The organism is Arthrobacter sp. Y3221087, assembly GCF_059089905.1.
Window position 1 is genome coordinate 1,720,446 of record NZ_JBNHFE010000001.1, and the last position, 22,116, is coordinate 1,742,561.

Below are 22,116 nucleotides of genomic sequence, written 5' to 3' on the forward strand. Positions count from 1 at the left end.
TTGCCCGCAGCAGGGGCCGCCATGGGGCGGCGGCGCCTGTCCACCGGGTAAACTCGGACAGGACTGTTCCTGCAACGGTCCTTTTATATCTCCCACAGTTTTCCCCCTGATCTCTCTAGAAAGGCGTGCTGTGCTGCGCACACATGACCTCGGATCCCTTCGTTCCGAGCACATTGGACAAACCGTAACCCTGGCCGGCTGGGTGGGCCGCCGCCGTGATCACGGTGGCGTGGCATTCGTGGACCTGCGCGACGCCTCCGGCGTGGCCCAGGTGGTGGTCCGCGAGGAAGAGGTCTTCCACGGGTTGCGCAACGAGTACGTCCTGCAGGTCACCGGCACTGTTTCCAAGCGCCCCGAGGGCAACGAAAACCCGGCCCTGGCCACCGGCGACATTGAGGTCATGGCGGACAAGGTGGTCATCCTGAACACCTCGGACCCCCTGCCGTTCCAGATCGACGAGCACGTGGAAGTGGGCGAGGAAGCGCGCCTCAAGCACCGCTACCTTGACCTCCGGCGCCCCGGCCCCAGCCGCAACCTGCGGCTGCGCTCGGAAGCCAACCGGGTGGCCCGCGAACTGCTCCACCGGGACGGCTTCGTGGAGATTGAGACCCCTACCCTGACGCGCTCGACGCCGGAAGGCGCCCGCGACTTCCTGGTTCCGGCCCGCCTGGCGCCCGGTTCCTGGTATGCGCTGCCGCAATCCCCGCAGCTGTTCAAACAGCTGCTGCAGGTGGGCGGCTTCGAGAAGTACTACCAGATTGCCCGCTGCTACCGGGACGAGGACTTCCGCGCCGACCGCCAGCCGGAGTTCACCCAGCTGGACATCGAGGCGAGCTTCGTTGACCAGGACGACATCATCACCCTCGGCGAAAACATCGTCCAGGCCGTATGGCGCCTCATCGACGTCGAAATCCCCACGCCCATCCAGCGGATCACCTACGCGGACGCCATGGCCCGGTACGGCTCGGACAAGCCGGACCTGCGGTTCGGCCAGGAACTGACGGAGCTCACGGAGTTCTTCAAGGACACCAACTTCGGCGTGTTCAAGGCACCGTACGTCGGCGCCGTCGTCATGCCGGGCGGCGCCTCACAGGCCCGCCGTGCCCTGGACGCCTGGCAGGAATGGGCCAAGCAGCGCGGCGCCAAGGGCCTGGCTTACGTCCTGTACAAGGAAGACGGCGAACTGGCAGGTCCGGTGGCCAAGAACCTGACGGACGCCGAGCGCGCCGGCCTGGCCGACGCCGTCGGCGCCAAGCCGGGCGACTGCATCTTCTTCGCCGCCGGCGAGAAGACCCCGTCCCGCGCGCTCCTTGGCGCGGCACGGGTGGAGATCGGGCACCGAACCGGCCTGATCAACCCCAACGACTGGGCCTTCTGCTGGGTTGTCGACGCCCCCATGTTCGAACCGGCAGCCGCCGCGGTTGCTTCCGGCGACGTGGCAGTCGGCGCCGGACAGTGGACCGCCGTGCACCACGCCTTCACCTCGCCCAAGCCCGAGTTCCTTGACACCTTCGACAAGGACCCGGAGTCCGCGCTGTCCTACGCGTACGACATCGTGTGCAACGGCAACGAGATCGGCGGCGGTTCCATCCGTATCCACCAGCGTGACGTGCAGGAACGCGTCTTCGAACTGATGGGCCTGGACAAGGAGGACGCGCAGACCAAGTTCGGCTTCCTGCTCGAGGGCTTCAAGTACGGCGCCCCTCCGCACGGCGGCATTGCCTTCGGCTGGGACCGCGTTGTCTCCCTTCTGGCGGGCGTGGATTCGATCCGCGACGTCATCGCGTTCCCGAAGTCCGGTGGCGGCCACGATCCGCTGACCGACGCACCGGCCCCGATCACGCCGCAGCAGCGCAAGGAAGCCGGCGTGGACTTCAAGCCCGAGGCGGTTAAGCCGGTTGAGGCCAAGAAGGCCGAAGCAATCGCGAAGTAAGCAGGAACAAGGTGCATGACAGGAGGCTTCCCGGCCGTGCCGGGGAGCCTCCTGCCGTTGATGAAGGAGGTCTGGTGGCCACTGGCGGGACCGGCATAAAACCAGCGCCGGCAGTAGGTGATGCTGCCTGGGACGTTGAGGCAGCAATGGATGCCGCCTGGCCTGCCCCGGAACGGCACCAGGCCGGCGGCTGGGTGTTCCGTGCCGCCGGCGGGGTCACCCAGCGGGCAAACTCGATCTGGCCGCGGCATCCTGGCGGTACTGAAGCGCCGCCGGTGCTCTTGCGTGACGCGCGCGCCTGGTACCGCTCACGGCGGCTGCCGGTGATCTTCCAGGTGCCCGCCGGCGCCCGGACGGCCACGCTCAACGAGCTCCTCGACTCCGAAGGGTTCACCCGGCAGTCCGAGACGCTGGTCATGACCCGCGGTCCCCTGCCCGATGCCGCCACGGCGGATGCTTCGGTGGAGATCCGCAACGAGCCTTCGGCCGACTGGCTGAAGGTGTGGTGGGCGGTGGACGGACGGGGCGGCGCGGATGCCCTCGCGACCGCCAGGGACATCCTCAACGGCTGCCCTTCCCTGTACGCGCTGGTGAAGGACGACGCCGGCCGGCCCGCCGCCGTCGGACGCCTCGCCATTCCCGGCGGGGACGCAGCGCAGCGGGGCGGGGACACAGTGCAGCGGGGCGGCATCTACTGCATGGCCACGCTGCCGGACGCACGCCGGCGCGGCTATGGCACCAGCGTCCTGCGCGCGCTGCTCAACGCCGGTTCCGCGCAGGGGCTGGATGGCTACTGGCTGCTGGTAACCGCCGCAAACCGGTCCGCCCAGGAGCTCTACGCCCGGGCCGGTTTCCGGGAGGCCGGCCGCTACCTGTACCGGCAGGAACGGCCGCGGCGCGCACCGACGGGCTGCTGAGCAGGAATCCGCTAGGAGGACGGGGTGTCGGCTACCTGCACCCGGACAGAGCAGGCGTCCGCGGCAGCTTTCTTAAGTACAGCCAGCCGCGGTTCGGGGACGTCGAGGTAGGGCAGCCGGGGCAGGCGCGCATAGTCCTTCAAAGCCGGATGCCCGAGGACCAGGTCAGCCAGGGCCCGGTCACCGCCGGGGACCACGTACTCGAAGGCTTCCCGGCTGAACACCTCCGCCGCCTGCTGCGCCACCGCTTCCACCAGCGCATCCGCCTGTTTGGCCCGGCGCCGGGCAAACCTCTGCTGGGACTGGCCCCCGGCGGCCGTCTTGCCCTGGACGTACCGCGTTCCCGCCTTGGCGGCCAGCAGTTCCCCTTCCGCGGCGACGCCGATGCCGTAGCCGCCCCGCCTGACCAGGAGCAGGCCGAGCCGCCGCGGCTGGGCCGCGAGGCTGGCCAGCCGTTCGAGGGCGTCGGTGCCCCGGCCGGGCCGCCCGTCCGCCGGCCAGGGTGCCTGCAGCAGCGCGGAGGCGCCGTCGCCGGCGACCAGCCGCAGCCCGTCGTCGTCATCCGAGAGGCCGTACCCGCCGTGCGAGGCAGCAAACCGCTCGGCCCAGCCGGCAAGGCGGCTGCCCGGCACGAATGCCGTCCGGACAGACTGTGGCCGGACGCCGGGGGATTTGGGTTGGGTCATGGCGGCATCCTTCGGAAGCTGGCTGGCGGCGGGAAAGCCGGACGAGTCCAAGTAGCCTATCTATGTGGAAGATCTCTTCGGGCACGGGCCGGGCAATGACGACGACGGCGACGACGGTGCGCCAGCCGCCCGCCGGAGTGCCGGGGGAGCGGGCAGTGCTTCCCCGCGCGGTCCGCTCGCCGTCCGGATGCGTCCGCGCACCCTCGATGAGGTGGTTGGCCAGCAGCACCTCCTGGGCCAGGGCTCGCCCCTGCGCCAGCTCGCTGCCGGAGCCGGAGCTGACACGTCCGGCCCCGCCGGACCCAGTTCATTAATACTTTGGGGGCCGCCGGGCACGGGAAAAACCACCCTTGCGCACGTCATCGCCCGCGGTCCGGGCCGGAAGTTCGTTGAGCTGTCAGCCATCACCGCCGGAGTCAAGGACGTCCGCCGGGTGATGGACGAGGCCCTCACCGCCCGCGACCTCTACAAGACCACCACGGTCCTGTTTTTGGACGAGATCCACCGCTTCAACAAGGCCCAGCAGGATGCGCTGCTCCCCGGCGTCGAAAACCGCTGGGTGGTCCTGGTGGCCGCCACGACGGAAAACCCGTCGTTCTCGGTAGTGTCCCCGCTGCTGTCACGCTCCCTGCTGCTGACCCTCAAGCCGCTCACTGACGCGGACATCGAAGGGCTCCTGGTCCGCGCGGTGCAGGATGCGCGCGGCCTCGACGGCAAGGCCGAACTCGATGACGAGGCGCTGGCCCACCTGGTCCGGCTTTCCGGCGGCGACGCCCGGCGCGCACTGACCGCCCTGGAAGCGGCTGCAGGCGTGGCTTTCGGGGACGCCGATGACGCCGCAGGCGCCGATGCCGGCCCGGTGAAGGTGGAACTCAAGCACACTGAGCGGGCGCTGGACGTGGCAGCCGTCCGCTACGACCGCGCCGGAGACCAGCACTACGACGTTGCCAGCGCCTTCATCAAATCCATCAGGGGATCCGACGTCGACGCCGCGCTGCACTACCTGGCCCGGATGCTCGAGGCGGGGGAGGACCCGCGCTTCGTGGCCCGCCGGATCGTGATCTCCGCTGCCGAGGACGTGGGCATGGCCGATCCCACCGCGCTGCAGACAGCCGTCGCCGCGGCGCAGGCGGTCCAGCTCATCGGCATGCCCGAGGGCAGGATCATCCTGGCGGAGGCGGTGGTGCACCTGGCCACGGCGCCGAAGTCCAACGCCGCCTACATGGGCATCAACCAGGCCATCGCCGACGTCCGTGCCGGCATGGGCAACGGCATCCCGGCGCACCTGCGCGACTCGCACTACCCCGGTTCCAAGCAGCTGGGCCACGGCCTGGGCTACAAATACGCCCATGACGCCCCGCATGCGGTAGCAACCCAGCAGTACCCGCCGGACGACCTGGTGGGGAAGGACTACTACCGGCCTACGGGCAACGGCGCCGAGCGGGACATCGCGGTGCGGCTGGAGCGCCTGCGGAGGATTGTCCGGGGGAAGTAGCCCCATGGTAGGATGGATGTTTGTCTGGCAAGGCACGGACGCACAATCCCCTTGAATTTCCTTCGAGTTGGTTATGCCCTGTGCCCAGTAGCAAAAGGCAGCGGTTGGCCGATGCTCTCCATCGTGGAGGCCAGTAACACTGACACACCGCAGATATTGGAAGGACACAAGTGGCTAACAACACTCGTGCTCGCCGTCAGGCCCGCCTCTCGCGGTCCCTCGGCATCGCTCTGACCCCCAAGGCCGCCAAGTACATGGAGCGCCGCCCGTACGGCCCCGGTGAGCATGGCCGTGCCCGCAAGAAGCAGGACTCCGACTACGCCGTACGTCTGCGCGAAAAGCAGCGCCTGCGCGCCCAGTACGGCATCCGAGAAGCGCAGATGACCCGTGCCTTCGAAGAAGCCCGCCGCACCAAGGGCCTGACCGGTGAGAACCTCATCGAACTGCTCGAAATGCGCCTTGACGCCCTGGTCCTGCGTGCCGGCTTCGCCCGCACCATCGCCCAGGCCCGCCAGCTTGTTGTGCACCGCCACATCATGGTTGACGGCATCCGCGTGGACCGTCCGTCGTTCCGCGTCGGCGAGGGCCAGCTGGTCCACGTCCACAGCCGCAGCGAAACCATGGTTCCGCTCCAGGTTGCAGCAGCCGGCGCCCACCGCGACGTCCTGCCTGCCGTCCCCGCTTACCTGGACGTCAAGCTCGAGGCACTGCAGGCCCGCCTGGTCCGCCGCCCCAAGCGCTCCGAAATCCCGGTGACCTGCGAAGAGCAGCTCGTCGTCGAATTCTACGCACGCTAATCCCAGCAGCGTATCCAAAGAAGCCCGTGGCAAGCGCCGCGGGCTTCTTTGTATGTAAGGTACTTGGGGGACATCTGCAAGAACGCGCTTCCTGGGCGCGCGCAGGATGGACCAAACCACAGAATTCGAGGAGATGAACGTCTATGTCTGGTGGCGATATCGCCGGCCTGATCGCTGCCGGGGTATTTGCGCTCCTGGTGCTGCTGCTCGCCGTGCCCATCCTGAAGCTGGGGAAGGTGTTTGACGAGGTGCGGACGGCCATCAGGTCCATCAGCGACGGCGCCACGCCCCTGATGGACGAGGTCACCGCCACGGTTTCCACCACCAACCAGCAGCTCAAGAAGGTGGATGGCATTTCCTCCAACGTCTCGGACGCGTCCGCGAACCTCTCCGCGCTGTCCTCCCTGGTTGCCGCCACGGTAGGGTCACCGCTCATCAAGGTGGCGGCGTTCAGCTACGGCGTGCGCACCGCGCTGGCCAACCGCAAGAAACCCGCAGCCGGCCGCCGCAGCCGCTAAGTCCCGAAAGAACCAAAATGAAACGACTTGTCTGGATGGGAATCGGCGTTGCGATCGGAATCATCGCCTTCCGCAAAGTAAGCGAGGCGCAGTCCAGCCTGGGGCCGGAAGGCCTCAACCGGGCGGTGGGCCGGCTCGCTGACGGCGTGTACGAATTCGCCGACGCCGTCCGGGACGGCATGCGTGAACGGGAAACGGATCTTCGCGCCGCCCTGGGCGTCGAGGCGGAAGCCGCCCGCCACTGACTGGCAGGCAGCCAGCCTTTGCCGGCCGGAACAACACCGGCAGGATCCGTCCCTGGACTCCTGTCAACTGAACGAACTATCCGCGCCGGAGCGCGGACCAAGAAGGGTAAGAAAACAGCTCATGAAGTCGCAGGAGATCACAAAGCGCTGGGTGGACTTTTTTGTCAGCAAGGGCCACACGGCGGTTCCCTCCGCGTCGCTGGTCTCCAGCGATCCCTCGCTGCTGTTCACGGTTGCCGGCATGGTGCCGTTCATTCCCTACCTCACTGCCCGGGAAGAAGCCCCCTACTCCCGCGCCACCAGCGTGCAGAAGTGCATCCGCACCGGCGATATCGAGGAAGTGGGCAAGACCGCCCGGCACGGCACGTTCTTCCAGATGTGCGGCAACTTCTCCTTCGGCGACTACTTCAAGGAAGACGCCATCAAATACGCCTGGGAACTGCTCACCAGCAGCGTTGACGACGGCGGATACGGCCTCGAGGCCGAGCGTCTCTGGGTCACGGTCTACGAGGAGGACGACGAGGCGAAGGACCTGTGGCTGAAGAACACGGGTGTCCCCGCCGAGCGCATCCAGAAGATGGGCAAGTCGGACAACTACTGGCACACTGGCCAGCCGGGCCCCGCAGGCCCCTGCTCGGAGATCTATTACGACCGCGGCCCCGCCTACGGCGTGGAGGGCGGCCCCGAAGCGGACGACAACCGCTACGTCGAGATCTGGAACCTCGTGTTCATGCAGTACCAGATCGATAACGTCCGCTCGAAGGTGGATTTCGACATCGTTGCCGACCTGCCGAAGAAGAACATTGACACCGGCCTGGGCATGGAACGCCTGGCGATGATCCTGCAGGGCGTCGAGAACATGTACGAGACCGACCAGGTCCGGCCCGTCATCGACAAAGCTGCGGGGCTGTCCGGCAAGGAATACACCTCCGCCGAGTCCGACGACGATCCGCACCACACGGACGATGTCCGCATGCGCGTGGTGGCCGACCACATCCGGTCAGCCCTCATGCTGATCGCCGACGGCGTGGTCCCGTCCAACGAGGGACGCGGCTATGTCCTGCGCCGTCTCATCCGCCGCGCCGTGCGTGCCATGCGGCTCCTCGGCGTTGAGCAGGCCTGCCTGCCTGAACTCCTTCCCGCGTCCCGCGACGCGATGAAGGGCGTCTACCCGGTGGTGGAGACCGACTTCGACCGGATCAGCCGGATCGCCTACGCCGAAGAAAAGGCCTTCCTGCGCACCATCGCCTCCGGAACCGCTCGGCTTGAGGAAGCCGTGGTGGCTTCCAAGGCCGCCGGCAAGCCGCTGTCCGGCGAGGACGCCTTCACCCTGCACGACACCTACGGCTTCCCGATCGACCTGACGCTGGAAATGGCCGAGGAAGCCGGCCTCAAGGTTGACGAGGCCGAATTCCGCAGCCTCATGCAGGAACAGCGCAAGCGCGCCCAGGCGGACGCCAAGGCCAAGAAGGGCGGGCACGCGGACATCTCCGCGTTCCAGGAACTGCTGGGCGAAGGCGAAACGGTGTTCACCGGCTACACCGAGCTCGACGGCGAGTCCCGGGTCCGCGGCATCATCCATGGCGGGCAGCGGGTGGCCCACGCAGCCACCGGCGACGAGATCGAGCTCGTGCTCAGCGAGACGCCCTTCTACGCCGAAGCCGGCGGCCAGGCCGCCGATACCGGCCTGATCACCGGCGACGGTTTCGTCGTCGAGGTCCTCGACGTCCAGCGCCCCGTCAAGGGACTGAGCGTGCACAAGGCGATCGTCCGCGAAGGCGAGATTCCGGCTGACGCGCTGGTGCGCGCCGCCGTGGACCGTGAACGCCGCCACGCAGCAGAGCAGGCGCACACGGCAACGCATATCGTGCACGCCGCCCTGCACCAGATCCTGGGGCCCGAAGCCACCCAGCGCGGTTCCTTCAACAAGGCCGGCTACCTGCGCTTCGACTTCGCCTGGGGCGAAGGCCTGAGCACCGCCACCCGGTCCGAAGTCGAGGAAGTTTCCAACCTCGCCATCCGCAACAACTACGCGGTGGAAACCAAGGTGATGGCGCTGGCAGAAGCCAAGGCCATGGGTGCCATGGCGCTCTTCGGCGAGAACTACGGCAGCGAAGTCCGCGTGGTGGAGATCGACGGCGCTTGGTCCCGCGAACTCTGCGGCGGCACCCACGTTGCAAACACGTCGCTGATTGGCAGCCTCTCCCTGCTCGGCGAACAGTCCGTGGGTTCGGGAAACCGCCGCGTGGAGGCTTTCGTGGGCATGGACGCGTTCCGGCACCTTGCGGCAGAGCGGGCGCTGGTGACGGAACTCACCGAAATGCTGAAGGTGCCCTCCGGGCAACTGGCTGACCGGATCGCCGCCACCCTCGCCAAGCTCAAGGCGACGGAGAAGGAACTGGAGCGCCTGCGCAAGGAGCAGCTGGCGGCAGCCGCAGCCCAGCTTGTCAACAGCGCCCGGGACGCCGCCGGTGTCAGCGTGATCGCCCACGATGCCGGCGCGGTCAGCGGCGCGGACGACCTGCGCGGCCTGGCCCTGGACCTGCGGAACCGCCTGGGCTCCGCAGCGGCCACCGTGGCCGTGGCGGGCGTGGCCAACGACCGCCCCGTCATCCTGGTGGCCACCAACGAAGCAGCGCGCGACGCCGGCGTGAAGGCAGGTGCCCTGGTGCGCCTCGCTGCCGGGCTCCTTGGCGGTGGCGGCGGCGGCAAGGACGACGTCGCCCAGGGCGGCGGAACGGACGCCGGCAAGGTGGGTGCCGCCCTGGCAGCCGTCGTCGACGCCGTCGAACGGCGCTAACCCTGCCATGACCAATCCTGCAGCTGCCGGCGGCTACCCCCAGGGCGTGAAACTGGGGGTGGACGTCGGCACCGTCCGGGTCGGGGTGGCCATCTGCGACCGCGACTCCATCCTCGCCACGCCCTACAAGACGCTTGACCGGAACCCGAAAAAGAACTCCGACGTCAAGCTCATCGCCAGGCTGGTTGAGGAACTTGGTGCCGTCCAGGTCATCGTCGGGCTGCCTAGGACCATGAAAGGCGAGGAACACTCGTCCGCACGGATGGCCGGCGACTACGCGGAACTGCTGGTTGCCGAGCTGGCAGCCCGCAACCTGGAGGTGCCGGTCAACCTCGTGGATGAACGGCTCAGCAGCGTGACGGCCCACCGCAACCTGCACGAAGCTGGCATGAGCAGCAGGAATCACCGTAAAGTAGTGGATCAGGTCGCGGCGGCAGGGATTCTCCAGCACGCCATCGACATGCAGAAAGCCAGGGGAGCGGATGTCGGCTCACGCGTGACAGCGCCATCCCTGTCCGTGGACCAGGGTGCCGGCGGGGTGGACGAGTCCGTCCCCGGCACTCCGGGGGACACGGCCCGATTTTCAGATAATGGAAGGCAACAGTGAGCCCTGCCAACATTGACGACGCTTCCGGCCCGCTTGACGGCGGGACGGGGAGGCCCCTGACGCGCAAGGAAATCCGGGCGCGGGAAAAGAGCCTCAACACCGGCGGCCAAGGCACTGTTCCCGAGCAGGCTTATGAGACCGGGCATGACGTTCCGCCACCACCCGCCGGGCCGCCCGTGGTTCCTGCGCCCGCGGTTCCTGCGCCGGCCGCTCCGGTGCAAACAGCGGACCCTGCCCCGGTTAACGAGCCGGTCCCGGCTCCTCCCATGATGCCCCCGTCCATCCAGGACGCCGGTCCAGCAGAGCACAATGACGCTGTTCAGCACGAGGACGGCGTGCACGCCGTCCATGAGGAGCCCGCGCTGGCGGGCCGGCAGCATGCCCCTGCAACCCAGCACCTGAACCAGGTCCATCTTCCCGCGCACAGCTACCGGGAAGAGCAGGGCTACCGGGACGACCTGGACCACGGGCAGGCCTACCACGGCGAGGCTTACCACCATGGGGTCCACCCCGACGACGCCCACCACGGAATCCACCACGACGCCGGGCATCACCACGACGCGCACCACGACGACGGCGGCCACCATGGACTCCTGGCCGGCTCCACGGCGGCGCAGGTAGTGGCAAGGCCCTCCAAGAAGGTCCGGCGCCGGCGCAGGATGCTGGCACTCTTCCTGACCCTCGCCGTTTTCGTTACGGCCGTGGCTGTCGGTGCACAGTTCCTCAAACCGCTCCTCGGCAGCGGCAAGCCCAGCGACTTCCCTGGCCCGGGAACGGGAGAAGTCCAGGTAACCGTGGAGAACGGCGAAGGCACCCGCTCCGTCGCTGCGGACCTCGAAAACAAGGGAGTGGTGGCCAACGCAGACACCTTCCTGCAGGCGTTCGCGTCCTCGGGGGGAACCCTGTCGCCCGGTGACTACACCTTCAGGTCCGAAATGAAGAACAGCGACGCCGTGGACGTCCTCCTCGGCCAGGACAAGGCCAAGGTCATTTACTTCGCCCTGAGCGCCGGCCTGCGTGTCAACGAATCCCTGCAGGCGATCTCCGAGGGGTCGGGGATCTCTATCCAGGATCTGCAGGCACTCAGCAACCAGCCCGCGCAGTTCGGCCTCCCCGCCAACGCCAAGAACCTGGAAGGCTACCTGGCGCCGGGAGAGCACCGTTTCCCCCTTGGCACCCCGGCGAAGGACATCCTCCAGGCGCTCGTCAAGATCACCGTCGACGAACTCAAGTCCCAGGGAATCACCGATCCGGCGAAACAGTACGAAGCCGTGATTGTGGCCAGCATCGTGCAGGCCGAGGGCGGCCAGGCCGAGTACGGCGACGTGGCCGGTGCCATCTACAACCGGCTGAAGCCCAACGACCAGACCAACGGCTACCTCCAGGTGGACTCCGCCGTGACCTACGGCCTGGGCACCAAGAGCTACAACTTCACCGACGAACAGCGCCAGGACAAGTCCAACCCCTACAACACCTACGCCAACCCGGGACTGCCCCCAGGCCCTATCGGTTCGCCAGGCAAGACTGCCATCGACGCCGCAGCGAAGCCCAAGACCAATGACTACCTGTACTGGGTGACCATCAACCTGGACACCAAGGAGACCAAGTTCTCCCGGACGCTGGCGGAGCACAACGTCTTCGTTGAGCAGTACAACGCGTGGTGCATGGCCAACGTGGGCCGCTGCGCATGAGCCTGCGGGCTGCCGTCCTCGGCCACCCGATCAGCCACTCGAAATCACCGGCGCTGCACCACGCGGCCTACACCCGGCTGGGGATCGGGATCAGCTACACGGCCATCGACGTCACGGAAGAGCTGCTGCCATCGCTGATGCGGCAGATCCGCGACCAGCCGGGCTGGCGCGGGCTGTCGGTCACCATGCCGCTCAAGACAGCCATGCTCAACGAGGTGGACGAGGTCCGCGGCGTGGCCCGGACGCTCGGCGTGGTCAACACGGTGTCCTTTGAGGAGCACGACGCCGGCCGGAAGATGGTGGGATCCAACACCGATGTTGCCGGGATCGTCAACGCCCTGCAGCACGCCGGGACGGGGACAGCTCCCGCCGCCGTCGTCCTCGGCGGCGGGGGAACAGCGGCCTCTGCCATCGCGGCGCTGAAGGAACTCGGGACGGACCACGTCCAGCTCTTCGTCCGTGACACCTCCAGGACCGGGGAGGTCCGCTCCGCCGCCGCAAGCCTGGGCGTGGACCTGGATATCCGCCGCCTGGCGGACGCGGCACACCCCATGGCCGCGGCCGACGTCGTCATCTCCACCCTGCCGCCGCGGGCCGCGGACGGGCTGGCAGCCGAAATAGCGGAGCTGAAAACAACCACCCCCGGCGTGCTGCTGGATGTTGCCTACGATCCCTGGCCCAGCCTGGTGGCCTCCGTGTGGCAGGCGGGCGGCGGCACTGTGGTGCCCGGCCTGGAGATGCTGCTGTACCAGGCGGTGGAACAGGTACGCCTTTTCACCCGCCGCGGCGATGACGTCAATGCGGCCGTCATAGATGTGATGTGCGCCTCAGTCGGCCTTCCCCGACGGGCTTTGTAACCGCCCCCCGTGGCAGGATGGAAGATATGTTGCGTTGGTTGACTGCCGGTGAATCCCATGGTCCGGCTCTGATGGGAATTATTGAAGGCGTCCCCGCCGGTGTGGAAATCACCAGCGGGCACATCGCAGACTCCTTGGCACGCCGCCGGCTGGGCTACGGCCGCGGCGCGCGCATGAAGTTCGAGCAGGACGTTGTGACCATCCTCGGCGGCGTCCGCCACGGCATCACCCAGGGCGGTCCCGTTGCCATCCAGGTGGGGAACACCGAATGGCCCAAGTGGGAGCAGATCATGTCCGCGGACCCCGTGGACCCCGAACTGCTCGCCGACCAGGCCCGCAACGCCCCCCTCACCCGCCCCCGCCCGGGGCACGCCGACTTCACCGGCATGCAGAAGTACGGCTTCGACGAGGCACGTCCCGTGCTGGAGCGCGCAAGTGCCCGCGAAACCGCCACGCGTGTTGCCATGGGCACCGTGGCCGCAAGGTTCCTCAAGCACCTCGGGATCGAACTGGTCAGCCACACCGTGTCCATCGCCAGCGTGACCGTTCCGGAAGGCCGGCCGCTGCCTGTCCCCGCCGACGTCATTGCCCTTGACGCCGATCCGCTGCGCTGCTTCGACCGCGAAACGTCGGACGCCATGGTGGCCGAGGTGGACGCCGCCCACAAGGAAGGCGAAACCCTTGGCGGCGTAGTGGAGGTGCTTGCCTACGGCCTCCCCCCGGGACTGGGCAGCTACGTGCACTGGGACCGCCGCCTCGACTCCCGGCTCGCCGCCGCCCTGATGGGCATCCAGGCCATCAAGGGAGTGGAGGTCGGTGACGGATTCCGCACCGCTGCGCGCCGCGGTTCTGCCGCCCACGACGAGATCGTCCGCGACGATGCCGGCCGCATCGTCCGTGCGAGCAACCGCGCCGGGGGCATCGAGGGCGGCATGAGCATCGGCGACGTCCTGCGCGTCCGCGCTGCCATGAAGCCGATTGCAACCGTACCCCGTGCCCTGAAGACCATCGACGTCAGCACCGGCGAGCCCGCGAAGGCGCACCACCAGCGCTCTGACGTCTGTGCCGTCCCCGCAGCCGGCGTGGTGGCCGAGGCCATGGTGGCCCTGGTCCTTGCTGAAGCCGTCACGGAGAAGTTCGGCGGCGACTCTGTTGCTGAGACCGCCCGGAACATCAAGGGTTACCTGGACAGCATTCCGGCGTCCCTGGACTCGATCGGCCAGTAGTGCCGCAGCGTAGCAATACAGGTCCTGTCGGCGACCGGCCGATTGTCCTGATCGGTCCCATGGCCGTGGGCAAATCGGCGATCGGGCAGCAACTGGCCCAGCAGCTCCATGTCCCGTTCGTCGACACCGACGCCGTCATCGTTGCCGGGCACGGCTCCATCGCCGAGATCTTCGCCGGCCGCGGCGAGCATGCCTTCAGGGAAATCGAAGCCCGGACTGTCGCCTCCGCCGTCGAAGCGGCGGAAGGGACCGCAACGGTGATTTCGCTCGGCGGCGGTGCAGTCCTGGATTCCGGAACCCAGCAGTTGATCGGCCGCTGCACCGTGGTGTACCTCGAGTGCGACGCCGAAACTGTCGCCAGCCGCATTGCCCGAAACTCCGGGCGCCCGCTGCTGGCCGGGGACGCCCTGGGCCGCTGGACGGCCCTGTTTGCCACCCGCAAGCCTGTTTACGAACGGCTTGCAGATATCACCCTGGACGTTCGCCACGGCACTGTTGCCGAGCTTGGCGAACGGCTCGAAGCAGCACTGCGGAACTACGCAGCTGCCAAACAGGAAGTTGAACAGTGAACGCTTCATCAACAGTGATCAAAGTCACCGGTGAGTCCGCCGCCAACAATTACGACGTCGTCGTGGGGCGGGGCCTGCTCGGTGAGCTTCCCGGGCGGCTGGGTGAGCGTGTCCGCCGCGTGCTGGTCATCCATCCGCGTGCCCTGCGGCTCACCGGCGACACGGTGCGTGACGAACTGGCCGCCGCCGGTTTCACCGCCCTGACGGCCGAGATCCCGGACGCGGAAGAGGGCAAGCACATCCAGGTTGCCGCTTTCTGCTGGCAGGTCCTTGGGCAGAACGATTTCACGCGCTCCGACGCCATTGTCGCCGTCGGGGGCGGTGCGGTGACGGACCTGGCCGGCTTCGTGGCTGCCACCTGGCTGCGCGGTGTGAAGGTCATCCACATGCCCACCAGCCTGCTGGGTATGGTGGACGCCGCCGTGGGTGGAAAGACCGGCATCAACACCGCCGAAGGCAAGAACCTGGTGGGTGCCTTCCACCCGCCGGCAGCGGTCCTGGCCGACCTGGACACGCTGGACACCCTGCCCAGGAACGAAATCATTTCGGGCATGGCCGAGGTCATCAAATGCGGTTTCATCGCCGACCCCGCAATCCTGGATCTGGTGGAAAAGGACACCGCGGCTGTTACCGACCCGCACTCGGAGGCCATCCGGGAACTGATCGAACGGGCCATTGCCGTCAAGGCAAAAGTGGTGTCGGAGGACCTGAAGGAGTCCGGGCTGCGTGAAATCCTCAACTACGGGCATACCCTGGGCCACGCCATCGAACTGGTGGAACGCTACTCCTGGCGGCACGGTGCGGCCGTGTCCGTGGGCATGATGTTCGCCGCCGAACTGGCCCGCAGCGTGGGACGCCTCAGTGACGCAGACGCCGACCGGCACCGCACCATCCTGGAAGGGCTGGGCCTGCCCGTTACCTACCGCCGCGACCGTTGGCAGGGCCTGCTGGACGGCATGCGCCGGGACAAGAAATCGCGCGGTGACCTGCTGCGTTTCGTCGTGCTCGACGGCGTGGCGAAGCCGGGGATCCTGGACGTGCCGGATACTTCCCTCCTGTTCGCCGCCTACCAGGAGATCGCTTCCTGATGGCGGGCGACATGACGGGAACAGCCGACTGGCCGGAGGCCGGCTTTCCGGGGATCAGGATCAATCCGGAAACGCTGCTGCCTGCAATCGTGAACGAGGATGCCTGCCGCGAAGCACTGGCCGCGTCCACCGACCCCGCGGACCATATCTTCGTCCTGTTGGTGGAAGGCCACGCCGCCGAGGCTGCCGAACTCCTGGCCGAAGCACGGTTCCGGGATCCGGAGTCCTTCCGGCTGCGCGCGTTCGAAGCTGAAGTGCTCCGGGTCTCCAACCGCCCGGACCGTGCGGTGGAACTCTTCCGCCAGCTCCTCAGCGAGGTGCAGGGAACACCGCGCGAAGCCCTCGTGCTGCAGTTCCTGGGCAAGACCCAGTACAGCGCCGGCCAGACGTCCGCGGCGGTGGAATCCTTTGCCCGTGCACTCGACCTGCGGGTGGCGGAGTCGGCTGACGCGGCCCTGATCTACTCGTCCACGGTGGCCCTCCAGCGGGCACGGGACGTCCTGGAACTGGCCTGCTGAACTGCCCCCGCCCTGCTCCGGGAAACCGGCCGGCGGATTACCGGTAGAATGGTTCTTGGATTTTTTCCGAACTGCGCGATTTTTGACAAACACGCGCCGGCGGGCCACCTGGCTTGCCCGGCCGGCATAGAACGTCTGACCATCCAGCCAGACAGAGAAACCAGAGGAAACCAGTGGCAACCACTAACGACATCAAGAACGGAACGGTCCTTAAGCTCGAGGGCCAGCTCTGGAACGTCATCGAATTCCAGCACGTCAAGCCGGGCAAGGGTGGCGCCTTCGTGCGGACCAAGATGCGGAACGTGATGTCCGGCAAGGTTGTGGACAAGACGTTCAACGCCGGCCTCAAGATCGAGACCGCCACCGTGGACCGCCGCGATTACCAGTACCTCTACCAGGACGGTGCTGACTTCGTGTTCATGGACACCTCCGACTACGACCAGATCACGGTCTCCGGTGCCACGGTGGGCGACGCCACCAACTTCATGCTCGAAAACCAGATGGTCAACATCGCCATCCACGACGGCACCCCGCTGTACATCGAACTGCCGCCGAGTGTCGTGCTGGAAATTACCTACACCGAGCCGGGCCTGCAGGGCGACCGCTCCTCGGCAGGCACCAAGCCCGCCACGCTGGAAACCGGCTACGAGATCCAGGTCCCGCTCTTCATCGAGAACAACACCAAGGTCAAGGTGGACACCCGCGACGGCAGCTACCTCGGCCGGGTCACTGAGTAGTGAGCGCACGCGGTAAAGCCCGCAGCAGGGCACTGGATGTTCTTTTCGAGGCCGAGCAGCGCTCTGTCTCACCCTTCGACGTCCTGCGGGCGCGCCGGGAAAAGACGGACCAGATCGTCAATCCGTACACCGTGGAAATCGTCGAGGGCGTGGTGTCCCAGCAGGCCGCGATCGATGAGTTCCTGGAGACCTATTCCCAGGGCTGGAGTCTGGAACGGATGCCTTCCGTGGACCGGGCCATCCTGCGGATCGGCACCTGGGAGCTGCTCTACAACGACGACGTCCCGGACGGTGTGGCGGTCAGCGAGGCCGTGGCGCTTGCCAAGACGCTGTCCACCGACGAGTCGCCCCAGTTCATCAACGGACTCCTGGGCCGCCTGCAGCAGCTGAAGCCGTCGCTGCTTGCCTAGCAGCAGCGCCGGGCGAAACATGCCGGAAGGGCCGGCTCACCACGATGGTGGGAGCCGGCCCTTCCGCTTTAATCCGCCGTCGTTCGTGCCTGCCTTACGAGGACACCGCCGCACGAAGGGCCAGGATCTGCTGCAGCTGCTGCCGTTCCTCCGCCTGGTGCAGCTGCACGTCGCGTCCGCTGAGGATCCGCTGGCGGGTGTTGGCAAGCCGGGTGGCAGCCTTCAGGAATTCCTTCATCTGCCGTTTCCGGCCGTAGCTGCCGGCCCAGTTCAGCACGGTGCGGCGGCCCCCGAGCGTGGCCAGGAGTTCCACCTCGGCAGGTGTGAACCAGCCGGCAGCGGAATATTCCAGCAGCCGCTGCCGCGTCAGCCTCTTCTCGGCGACGCGCAGCAGGACAATTCCCGCCACGGCAAGGAAGAAAATGGGCACCTGGACAACGATGTAGTCCAGCAGGAAACCCTGGCCCATGCTGTTCCAGCGGTTGTGCAGGAACATGGCCGGCAGCAGCCCCACAACAAAGGCCGCCACCGAAGCCCCCGCATGCCAGCGCCGGGCCGCGAATCCCATGATCAGCCCGGTAGTGCCCGTGAAGATGGCATGGGCAAAGGGCGACATGACGCCCCGCAGGAAGAACACCTGGGCGAACTCGCTGGCCGGGCTCGCCGATTCGGCGATAGCCCGGCCGAAGTAGAGGATGTTCTCGGTGAACGCGAAGCCGCCGGCAATCGTGAACGCGAAGACCACCCCGTCCACCGGCCCGTCGAAATGCCGCCGGGCCAGGAGAAGCAGCAGGAGCAGGCCCAGGGACTTGGCGAATTCCTCCACGATGGGCGCCTGGACGGTGGCCATATAGGTCTGCAGGTCCGGGATGTCGGAAAACTGGAAGGCCAGGACGAAGAAGGGCTGGATCAGGAGGGTGGCGGCGATGGACACGGCAGCGCCCCACGTGAAGGCGAAGAAGAGCAGTCGCTTCGGCTCGGGCTCCCACTTATCGATCACATAGACGGCCAGCAGCACAACCGAGAGCGGCAGCAGCGAGGCCAGGAACCCGATCAGGAAGCCGGCAGCGCCTGTATTGGACAGCAGGAACGGCACCACCAGGAACAGGCTGAGGAACGCGAGGGCGCCACCGGCCACCGTCAGCCCGAGCAGTCCTCCGCTGGTCCGCGCCGACCTCAGCGCGGTTCCCTGCACCTGGGGCGGCAGCACTGCCTCCACCGGCCTGCCCTGGTGCCCCGGCGCAGGCCGGTAGTTTTCGGGCTGCACATGTCCCATCCAGCTGGGATTGGCCTGGCGGGGGAGCGGGGAGGCCGGGCCGGAGTCCGGATCTTCGGGCCACCCGGGCGATGGCTGGCGGGGATGCGTCGACATACCCGAAAGCCTAGGTGGACCAGGCCACCCATCCAAGGATCCTCCCGCCGCGGCGGCCCCGGATGTGACCATCGCCGCGTTCCGCCGGCACCGGCCAGCGGGACGCCGTGTGGTAATTTTGGAACCGCACATGATCCTTTTTTAATTCCGTCCTGTGAGGCGGGGAAAGGGGAGACGAGCGTTGACTTCTGTCACCAGCGCACCGGTTCCAGCCAGGACAGTCCTGAATTCGGCTGACATTGACCGTGCCCTCACTCGTATCGCCCATGAGATCCTCGAGGCCAACAAGGGGTCCAAGGACCTGGTCCTGCTGGGCATCCCGCGGCGCGGCTACCCGCTGGCAGTCCGGCTCGCCGGAAAAATCGCCGCTGCGGACGGCTCCGTTGACGCTGCCGCCATCGTTGGCCAGCTCGACGTCACCATGTTCCGGGACGACCTCTCGCACCAGGGAACCCGGCCGCCCTATCCCACCAAGCTTCCGCGCACCGGCATCGACAATAAAGTTGTGGTGCTGATCGACGACGTCCTCTACTCGGGGCGCACAATCCGGGCCGCCCTGGACGCACTCATCGACCTGGGCCGTCCCCGCATTGTCCGGCTGGCTGTGCTGATCGACCGCGGCCACCGTGAACTGCCCATCCGCGCCGACCATGTGGGGAAGAACCTGCCCACGTCCTCCTCCGAGAAGGTCCGGGTCCGGCTCGAAGAAACGGACACACCCCCCGGCGGCACCCCCACCAACGAAGTAGTGATCGAAGGCGGCTCGTGAAGCACCTGCTCTCCACCCAGGACCTTAGCCGTTCCAATGCCATCAGCATCCTGGACACCGCCGAGGAGATGGCAGCCGTGGGCGACCGCGAAGTCAAGAAGCTGCCCGCGCTGCGCGGGCGCACGGTGGTGAACCTCTTTTTCGAAGACTCCACCCGCACCCGTATCTCGTTCGAAGCCGCTGCCAAGCGCCTCTCCGCCGACGTCATCAACTTCGCAGCCAAGGGATCATCGGTGTCAAAGGGCGAGTCCCTGAAGGACACGGCCCAGACCCTTTCCGCGATGGGCGCGGACGCCGTCGTCATCCGTCACTGGGCATCCGGTGCCCCGCACCGGCTGGCCGCTACGGACTGGATCGACGCCGCCGTCATCAACGCCGGCGACGGCACCCACGAGCACCCCACGCAGGCACTGCTGGATGCGTTCACGATGCGCCGGCACTGGGCGCGGCTGTCCGGCACGGGCTCCGAGGGCGCCGACCTGAAAGGGATGCGCGTGGCCATCGCCGGCGACGTCCTGCATTCCAGGGTGGCCCGCTCCAACGTCTGGCTCCTGCGTACGCTCGGGGCAGACGTCACGCTGGTGGCACCGCCCACCTTGCTGCCCATCGGCGTAGAAAAATGGCCCTGCAAAGTCAGCTACGACCTGGACGACACGCTGGCGCAGGGCGTGGACGCCGTCATGATGCTCCGGGTCCAGGGTGAACGGATGAACGCGTCGTTCTTCCCCAGTACCCGCGAATACTCGAGGCGCTGGGGCTTCGACAACAACCGCCTGCGGGCGCTGGACCGCCTCGGCATGAAGGACACCATCATCATGCACCCGGGCCCCATGAACCGCGGCCTGGAGATTTCCGCGGCCGCCGCCGATTCGCCCCGGTCCACCGTCCTGGCCCAGGTCCGCAACGGCGTGTCCGTGCGGATGGCCGCCCTGTACCTGCTGCTCTCCGGGGACACCCGTGAACCAGCCCAACCGGTCCTGGCCACGGCCGGCACCGCCCATACCAAGGAGAGCAACTGATGGCAGGCAACACCGGAACCTATCTGATCCGCGGAGCCTCGGTCCTGGGCGGCGAACCGGCGGACCTGCTGATCCGGGATGGCGTCATTGCCGAAACCGGAGCCGGCCTGTCCGCCGGGGATGCAACAGTTATTGACGCAGCCGGCCTGGTTGCCCTGCCCGGCATGGTGGACGTGCACACGCACCTTCGCGAGCCGGGCCGGGAAGACGCGGAGACCGTGGAAACGGGAACCCGGGCCGCGGCACTGGGCGGCTACACCGCCGTCCACGCGATGGCCAACAGCACCCCCGTGGCGGACACCGCCGGCGTGGTGGAGCAGGTCTATACCCTCGGCCGCACCGCCGGCTGGGTGGATGTGCGCCCGGTCGGCGCCGTCACCGTGGGCCTCGCCGGCGAGCAGCTCGCCGAACTCGGTGCCATGGCGGACTCCCGTGCCCGGGTCCGGATGTTCTCCGACGACGGCATCTGCGTCCACGACCCCGTGCTGATGCGCCGCGCCCTGGAATACGTCAAGGCGTTCGACGGCGTGGTGGCCCAGCACGCGCAGGAGCCCCGCCTCACCGCCGGCGCCCAGATGAACGAAGGCGAAGTCTCAGCCGTCCTGGGCCTGACCGGATGGCCTGCCGTCGCCGAGGAAAGCATCATCGCCCGCGACGTCCTGCTCGCCCAGCACGTGGGCTCCCGCCTGCACGTCTGCCACGTGTCCACGGCCGGATCCGTGGAGATCATCCGCTGGGCCAAGGAACGCGGGATTGACGTCACCGCCGAGGTCACGCCGCACCACCTGCTGCTCACGGACGACCTGGTCCGCAGCTACGATCCCGTCTTCAAGGTCAACCCGCCGCTGCGTACCGACGCCGACGTCCAGGCCTTGCGTGCGGGGCTGGCCGACGGCACCATCGACGTCGTGGGTACCGACCACGCCCCGCACCCCAGCGAGCACAAGGAATGCGAATGGGCACAGGCCGCCATGGGCATGACCGGACTGGAAACCGCGCTGTCCGTGGTGCAGCACACCATGATTGAAACGGGCCTGATGACCTGGGCCGACTTCGCCCGCGTCACCTCCACCGCGCCGGCCATGATCGGCCGCCTCGGCGACCAGGGCCGTCCCCTGGAAGCAGGGGAGCCCGCCAACGTCATCCTGGTGGACCCGGCGGCACGCTGGACCGTGGACCCGTACCGTATGGCAACCATGGGACGGAACTCGCCGTTCAAGGGCCGCGAACTGCCCGGCAAGGTGGTGGCCACGTTCTTCAAGGGGCACCCCACCGTCCTGGACGGCGAACTGAACGCACCGTACCCGTACGCAACCGTTCCGGCAGGTGCCGCCTGATGGACAAAATCCTCCCCGGACTGGCGATGCTGGCGATCATCGCCGTCGTCTTCGTCCTGATCGCGATCGGCTGGCGGAACCGCCTGAAGCGCCAGTCCGACGTCGAACAGCTGCCTCCCGTGCCCGCGGCACCCGGCGAGCCGCTCACCACAGCCGAGGGCCAGTACGTTGCCACCACCACGGGCGGCGACTGGCTGGACCGGATCGCCGTGCACGGCCTGGGCATCCGGACCAACGCCACCCTCTCGCTGTACCCCCACGGCGTCCTTTTCGACCGCTCCGGTGCCCCGGCGCTGTACATTCCCGCCGCCGCGCTCGGCGGCGTCCGGCAGGACAGCGGGATGGCCGGAAAGTTCGTCGAGAAGGACGGGCTGCTGGTGCTGACCTGGCTGCACGGCTCCCACGAGCTGGACACCGGATTCCGCACCCGCCGTGCCGCGGACAAGGACACGCTCTACGCAGCACTCCAGGAATTGATCTCCTCAGCCCCGGCCGCAGGTGCCAACAGTGGAAAGTAAGACAGTG

The 22,116-nt window shown here is 67.4% G+C and carries 22 protein-coding genes; 20 read left to right on the forward strand and 2 right to left on the reverse strand.

The genetic code is table 11. From position 1 onward, the window contains the following. Positions 1-130 precede the first annotated feature (130 nt). Both aspS and AC5RUO_RS08215 read left to right on the forward strand, forming a co-directional pair. Positions 131-1,933, forward strand: a complete 1,803-nt coding sequence (aspS, locus tag AC5RUO_RS08210; RefSeq protein ID WP_494103230.1) for an aspartate--tRNA ligase — start codon at positions 131-133, stop codon at positions 1,931-1,933. A 146-nt stretch (positions 1,934-2,079) separates the two neighbouring features. Continuing rightward, positions 2,080-2,850 (forward strand): GNAT family N-acetyltransferase, encoded by a 771-nt coding sequence (locus AC5RUO_RS08215; RefSeq protein WP_494103394.1) that lies wholly within the window; start codon positions 2,080-2,082, stop codon positions 2,848-2,850. Positions 2,851-2,861: 11 nt separating this feature from the next. On the opposite strand, the gene AC5RUO_RS08220 is transcribed toward AC5RUO_RS08215, so the two are convergent. Beyond that, positions 2,862-3,536 carry an acVLRF1 family peptidyl-tRNA hydrolase gene (locus tag AC5RUO_RS08220; protein WP_494103231.1) on the reverse strand — a complete coding sequence of 225 codons (675 nt, stop codon included), beginning with the start codon at positions 3,534-3,536 and terminating at the stop codon, positions 2,862-2,864. A gap of 64 nt (positions 3,537-3,600) precedes the next feature. Between AC5RUO_RS08220 and AC5RUO_RS08225 the strand changes: the two genes are divergently transcribed. From AC5RUO_RS08225 to nusB, 14 genes are all read left to right on the forward strand, one after another. Continuing rightward, positions 3,601-5,031 (forward strand): replication-associated recombination protein A, encoded by a 1,431-nt coding sequence (locus AC5RUO_RS08225; RefSeq protein ID WP_494103232.1) that lies wholly within the window; start codon positions 3,601-3,603, stop codon positions 5,029-5,031. Positions 5,032-5,201: 170 nt separating this feature from the next. Then, complete coding sequence (gene rpsD / locus AC5RUO_RS08230; RefSeq protein WP_043454433.1) at positions 5,202-5,828, forward strand: 30S ribosomal protein S4; 627 nt, start codon at positions 5,202-5,204, stop codon at positions 5,826-5,828. Positions 5,829-5,971: 143 nt separating this feature from the next. Continuing rightward, positions 5,972-6,346 (forward strand): DUF948 domain-containing protein, encoded by a 375-nt coding sequence (locus tag AC5RUO_RS08235; RefSeq protein ID WP_079596215.1) that lies wholly within the window; start codon positions 5,972-5,974, stop codon positions 6,344-6,346. Between the two features lie 17 nt (positions 6,347-6,363). After that, complete coding sequence (locus AC5RUO_RS08240; RefSeq protein ID WP_235046815.1) at positions 6,364-6,591, forward strand: DUF6167 family protein; 228 nt, start codon at positions 6,364-6,366, stop codon at positions 6,589-6,591. A gap of 121 nt (positions 6,592-6,712) precedes the next feature. Continuing rightward, the gene (gene alaS / locus AC5RUO_RS08245; protein WP_494103233.1) at positions 6,713-9,391 is read left to right on the forward strand and encodes an alanine--tRNA ligase; all 2,679 of its coding nucleotides are present in this window, start codon (positions 6,713-6,715) and stop codon (positions 9,389-9,391) included. Between the two features lie 7 nt (positions 9,392-9,398). After that, positions 9,399-9,998: a Holliday junction resolvase RuvX gene (gene ruvX / locus AC5RUO_RS08250; protein ID WP_494103234.1), complete on the forward strand. Its 600-nt coding sequence runs from the start codon at positions 9,399-9,401 to the stop codon at positions 9,996-9,998. Beyond that, positions 9,995-11,689 (forward strand): endolytic transglycosylase MltG, encoded by a 1,695-nt coding sequence (gene mltG, locus AC5RUO_RS08255; protein WP_494103235.1) that lies wholly within the window; start codon positions 9,995-9,997, stop codon positions 11,687-11,689. Before ruvX ends, mltG begins: the two co-directional genes overlap by 4 nt. Beyond that, the gene (locus tag AC5RUO_RS08260; protein ID WP_494009261.1) at positions 11,686-12,546 is read left to right on the forward strand and encodes a shikimate dehydrogenase; all 861 of its coding nucleotides are present in this window, start codon (positions 11,686-11,688) and stop codon (positions 12,544-12,546) included. Before mltG ends, AC5RUO_RS08260 begins: the two co-directional genes overlap by 4 nt. 26 nt (positions 12,547-12,572) lie before the next feature. Further along, positions 12,573-13,772 carry a chorismate synthase gene (gene aroC, locus AC5RUO_RS08265; protein ID WP_494053165.1) on the forward strand — a complete coding sequence of 400 codons (1,200 nt, stop codon included), beginning with the start codon at positions 12,573-12,575 and terminating at the stop codon, positions 13,770-13,772. Beyond that, the gene (locus AC5RUO_RS08270) at positions 13,772-14,341 is read left to right on the forward strand and encodes a shikimate kinase (protein ID WP_494009259.1); all 570 of its coding nucleotides are present in this window, start codon (positions 13,772-13,774) and stop codon (positions 14,339-14,341) included. Before aroC ends, AC5RUO_RS08270 begins: the two co-directional genes overlap by 1 nt. After that, positions 14,338-15,429, forward strand: coding sequence for a 3-dehydroquinate synthase (gene aroB, locus AC5RUO_RS08275; RefSeq protein WP_494009258.1), 1,092 nt, complete (start codon positions 14,338-14,340; stop codon positions 15,427-15,429). The genes AC5RUO_RS08270 and aroB overlap by 4 nt, the downstream gene beginning before the upstream one ends. After that, complete coding sequence (locus AC5RUO_RS08280) at positions 15,429-15,947, forward strand: tetratricopeptide repeat protein (protein ID WP_494103236.1); 519 nt, start codon at positions 15,429-15,431, stop codon at positions 15,945-15,947. The genes aroB and AC5RUO_RS08280 overlap by 1 nt, the downstream gene beginning before the upstream one ends. 173 nt (positions 15,948-16,120) lie before the next feature. Then, a complete protein-coding gene (efp, locus tag AC5RUO_RS08285) occupies positions 16,121-16,684 on the forward strand; it encodes an elongation factor P (RefSeq protein ID WP_043454411.1) in 564 nt (187 codons plus the stop codon). After that, positions 16,684-17,094, forward strand: a complete 411-nt coding sequence (gene nusB, locus AC5RUO_RS08290; RefSeq protein WP_133347200.1) for a transcription antitermination factor NusB — start codon at positions 16,684-16,686, stop codon at positions 17,092-17,094. Before efp ends, nusB begins: the two co-directional genes overlap by 1 nt. A 94-nt stretch (positions 17,095-17,188) precedes the next feature. On the opposite strand, the gene AC5RUO_RS08295 is transcribed toward nusB, so the two are convergent. Continuing rightward, a complete protein-coding gene (locus AC5RUO_RS08295; RefSeq protein ID WP_494103237.1) occupies positions 17,189-18,466 on the reverse strand; it encodes a PrsW family intramembrane metalloprotease in 1,278 nt (425 codons plus the stop codon). Between the two features lie 181 nt (positions 18,467-18,647). On the opposite strand from AC5RUO_RS08295, the gene pyrR reads away from it, so the two are divergent. From pyrR to AC5RUO_RS08315, 4 genes are read left to right on the forward strand one after another with little or no spacing between them, the layout of a single operon-like run. Further along, positions 18,648-19,235, forward strand: coding sequence for a bifunctional pyr operon transcriptional regulator/uracil phosphoribosyltransferase PyrR (pyrR, locus tag AC5RUO_RS08300; protein ID WP_494103238.1), 588 nt, complete (start codon positions 18,648-18,650; stop codon positions 19,233-19,235). Continuing rightward, the gene (locus AC5RUO_RS08305) at positions 19,232-20,254 is read left to right on the forward strand and encodes an aspartate carbamoyltransferase catalytic subunit (protein WP_494103239.1); all 1,023 of its coding nucleotides are present in this window, start codon (positions 19,232-19,234) and stop codon (positions 20,252-20,254) included. Before pyrR ends, AC5RUO_RS08305 begins: the two co-directional genes overlap by 4 nt. After that, on the forward strand, positions 20,254-21,591 hold the full coding sequence (locus tag AC5RUO_RS08310; protein ID WP_494103240.1) for a dihydroorotase: 1,338 nt from the start codon (positions 20,254-20,256) through the stop codon (positions 21,589-21,591). Before AC5RUO_RS08305 ends, AC5RUO_RS08310 begins: the two co-directional genes overlap by 1 nt. Beyond that, complete coding sequence (locus tag AC5RUO_RS08315) at positions 21,591-22,109, forward strand: PH-like domain-containing protein (protein ID WP_494103241.1); 519 nt, start codon at positions 21,591-21,593, stop codon at positions 22,107-22,109. The genes AC5RUO_RS08310 and AC5RUO_RS08315 overlap by 1 nt, the downstream gene beginning before the upstream one ends. Positions 22,110-22,116: the final 7 nt, after the last annotated feature.

Coding starts and splice junctions, on each gene's coding strand:
- AC5RUO_RS08215 (WP_494103394.1), top strand. CDS start 2,080: ATGGATGCCGCCTGGCCTGCCCCGGAACGGCACCAGGCCGGCGGCTGG.
- AC5RUO_RS08220 (WP_494103231.1), bottom strand. CDS start 3,536: ATGACCCAACCCAAATCCCCCGGCGTCCGGCCACAGTCTGTCCGGACG.
- AC5RUO_RS08235 (WP_079596215.1), top strand. CDS start 5,972: ATGTCTGGTGGCGATATCGCCGGCCTGATCGCTGCCGGGGTATTTGCG.
- AC5RUO_RS08240 (WP_235046815.1), top strand. CDS start 6,364: ATGAAACGACTTGTCTGGATGGGAATCGGCGTTGCGATCGGAATCATC.
- alaS (WP_494103233.1), top strand. CDS start 6,713: ATGAAGTCGCAGGAGATCACAAAGCGCTGGGTGGACTTTTTTGTCAGC.
- ruvX (WP_494103234.1), top strand. CDS start 9,399: ATGACCAATCCTGCAGCTGCCGGCGGCTACCCCCAGGGCGTGAAACTG.
- AC5RUO_RS08260 (WP_494009261.1), top strand. CDS start 11,686: ATGAGCCTGCGGGCTGCCGTCCTCGGCCACCCGATCAGCCACTCGAAA.
- aroC (WP_494053165.1), top strand. CDS start 12,573: ATGTTGCGTTGGTTGACTGCCGGTGAATCCCATGGTCCGGCTCTGATG.
- AC5RUO_RS08280 (WP_494103236.1), top strand. CDS start 15,429: ATGGCGGGCGACATGACGGGAACAGCCGACTGGCCGGAGGCCGGCTTT.
- AC5RUO_RS08295 (WP_494103237.1), bottom strand. CDS start 18,466: ATGTCGACGCATCCCCGCCAGCCATCGCCCGGGTGGCCCGAAGATCCG.
- AC5RUO_RS08310 (WP_494103240.1), top strand. CDS start 20,254: ATGGCAGGCAACACCGGAACCTATCTGATCCGCGGAGCCTCGGTCCTG.
- AC5RUO_RS08315 (WP_494103241.1), top strand. CDS start 21,591: ATGGACAAAATCCTCCCCGGACTGGCGATGCTGGCGATCATCGCCGTC.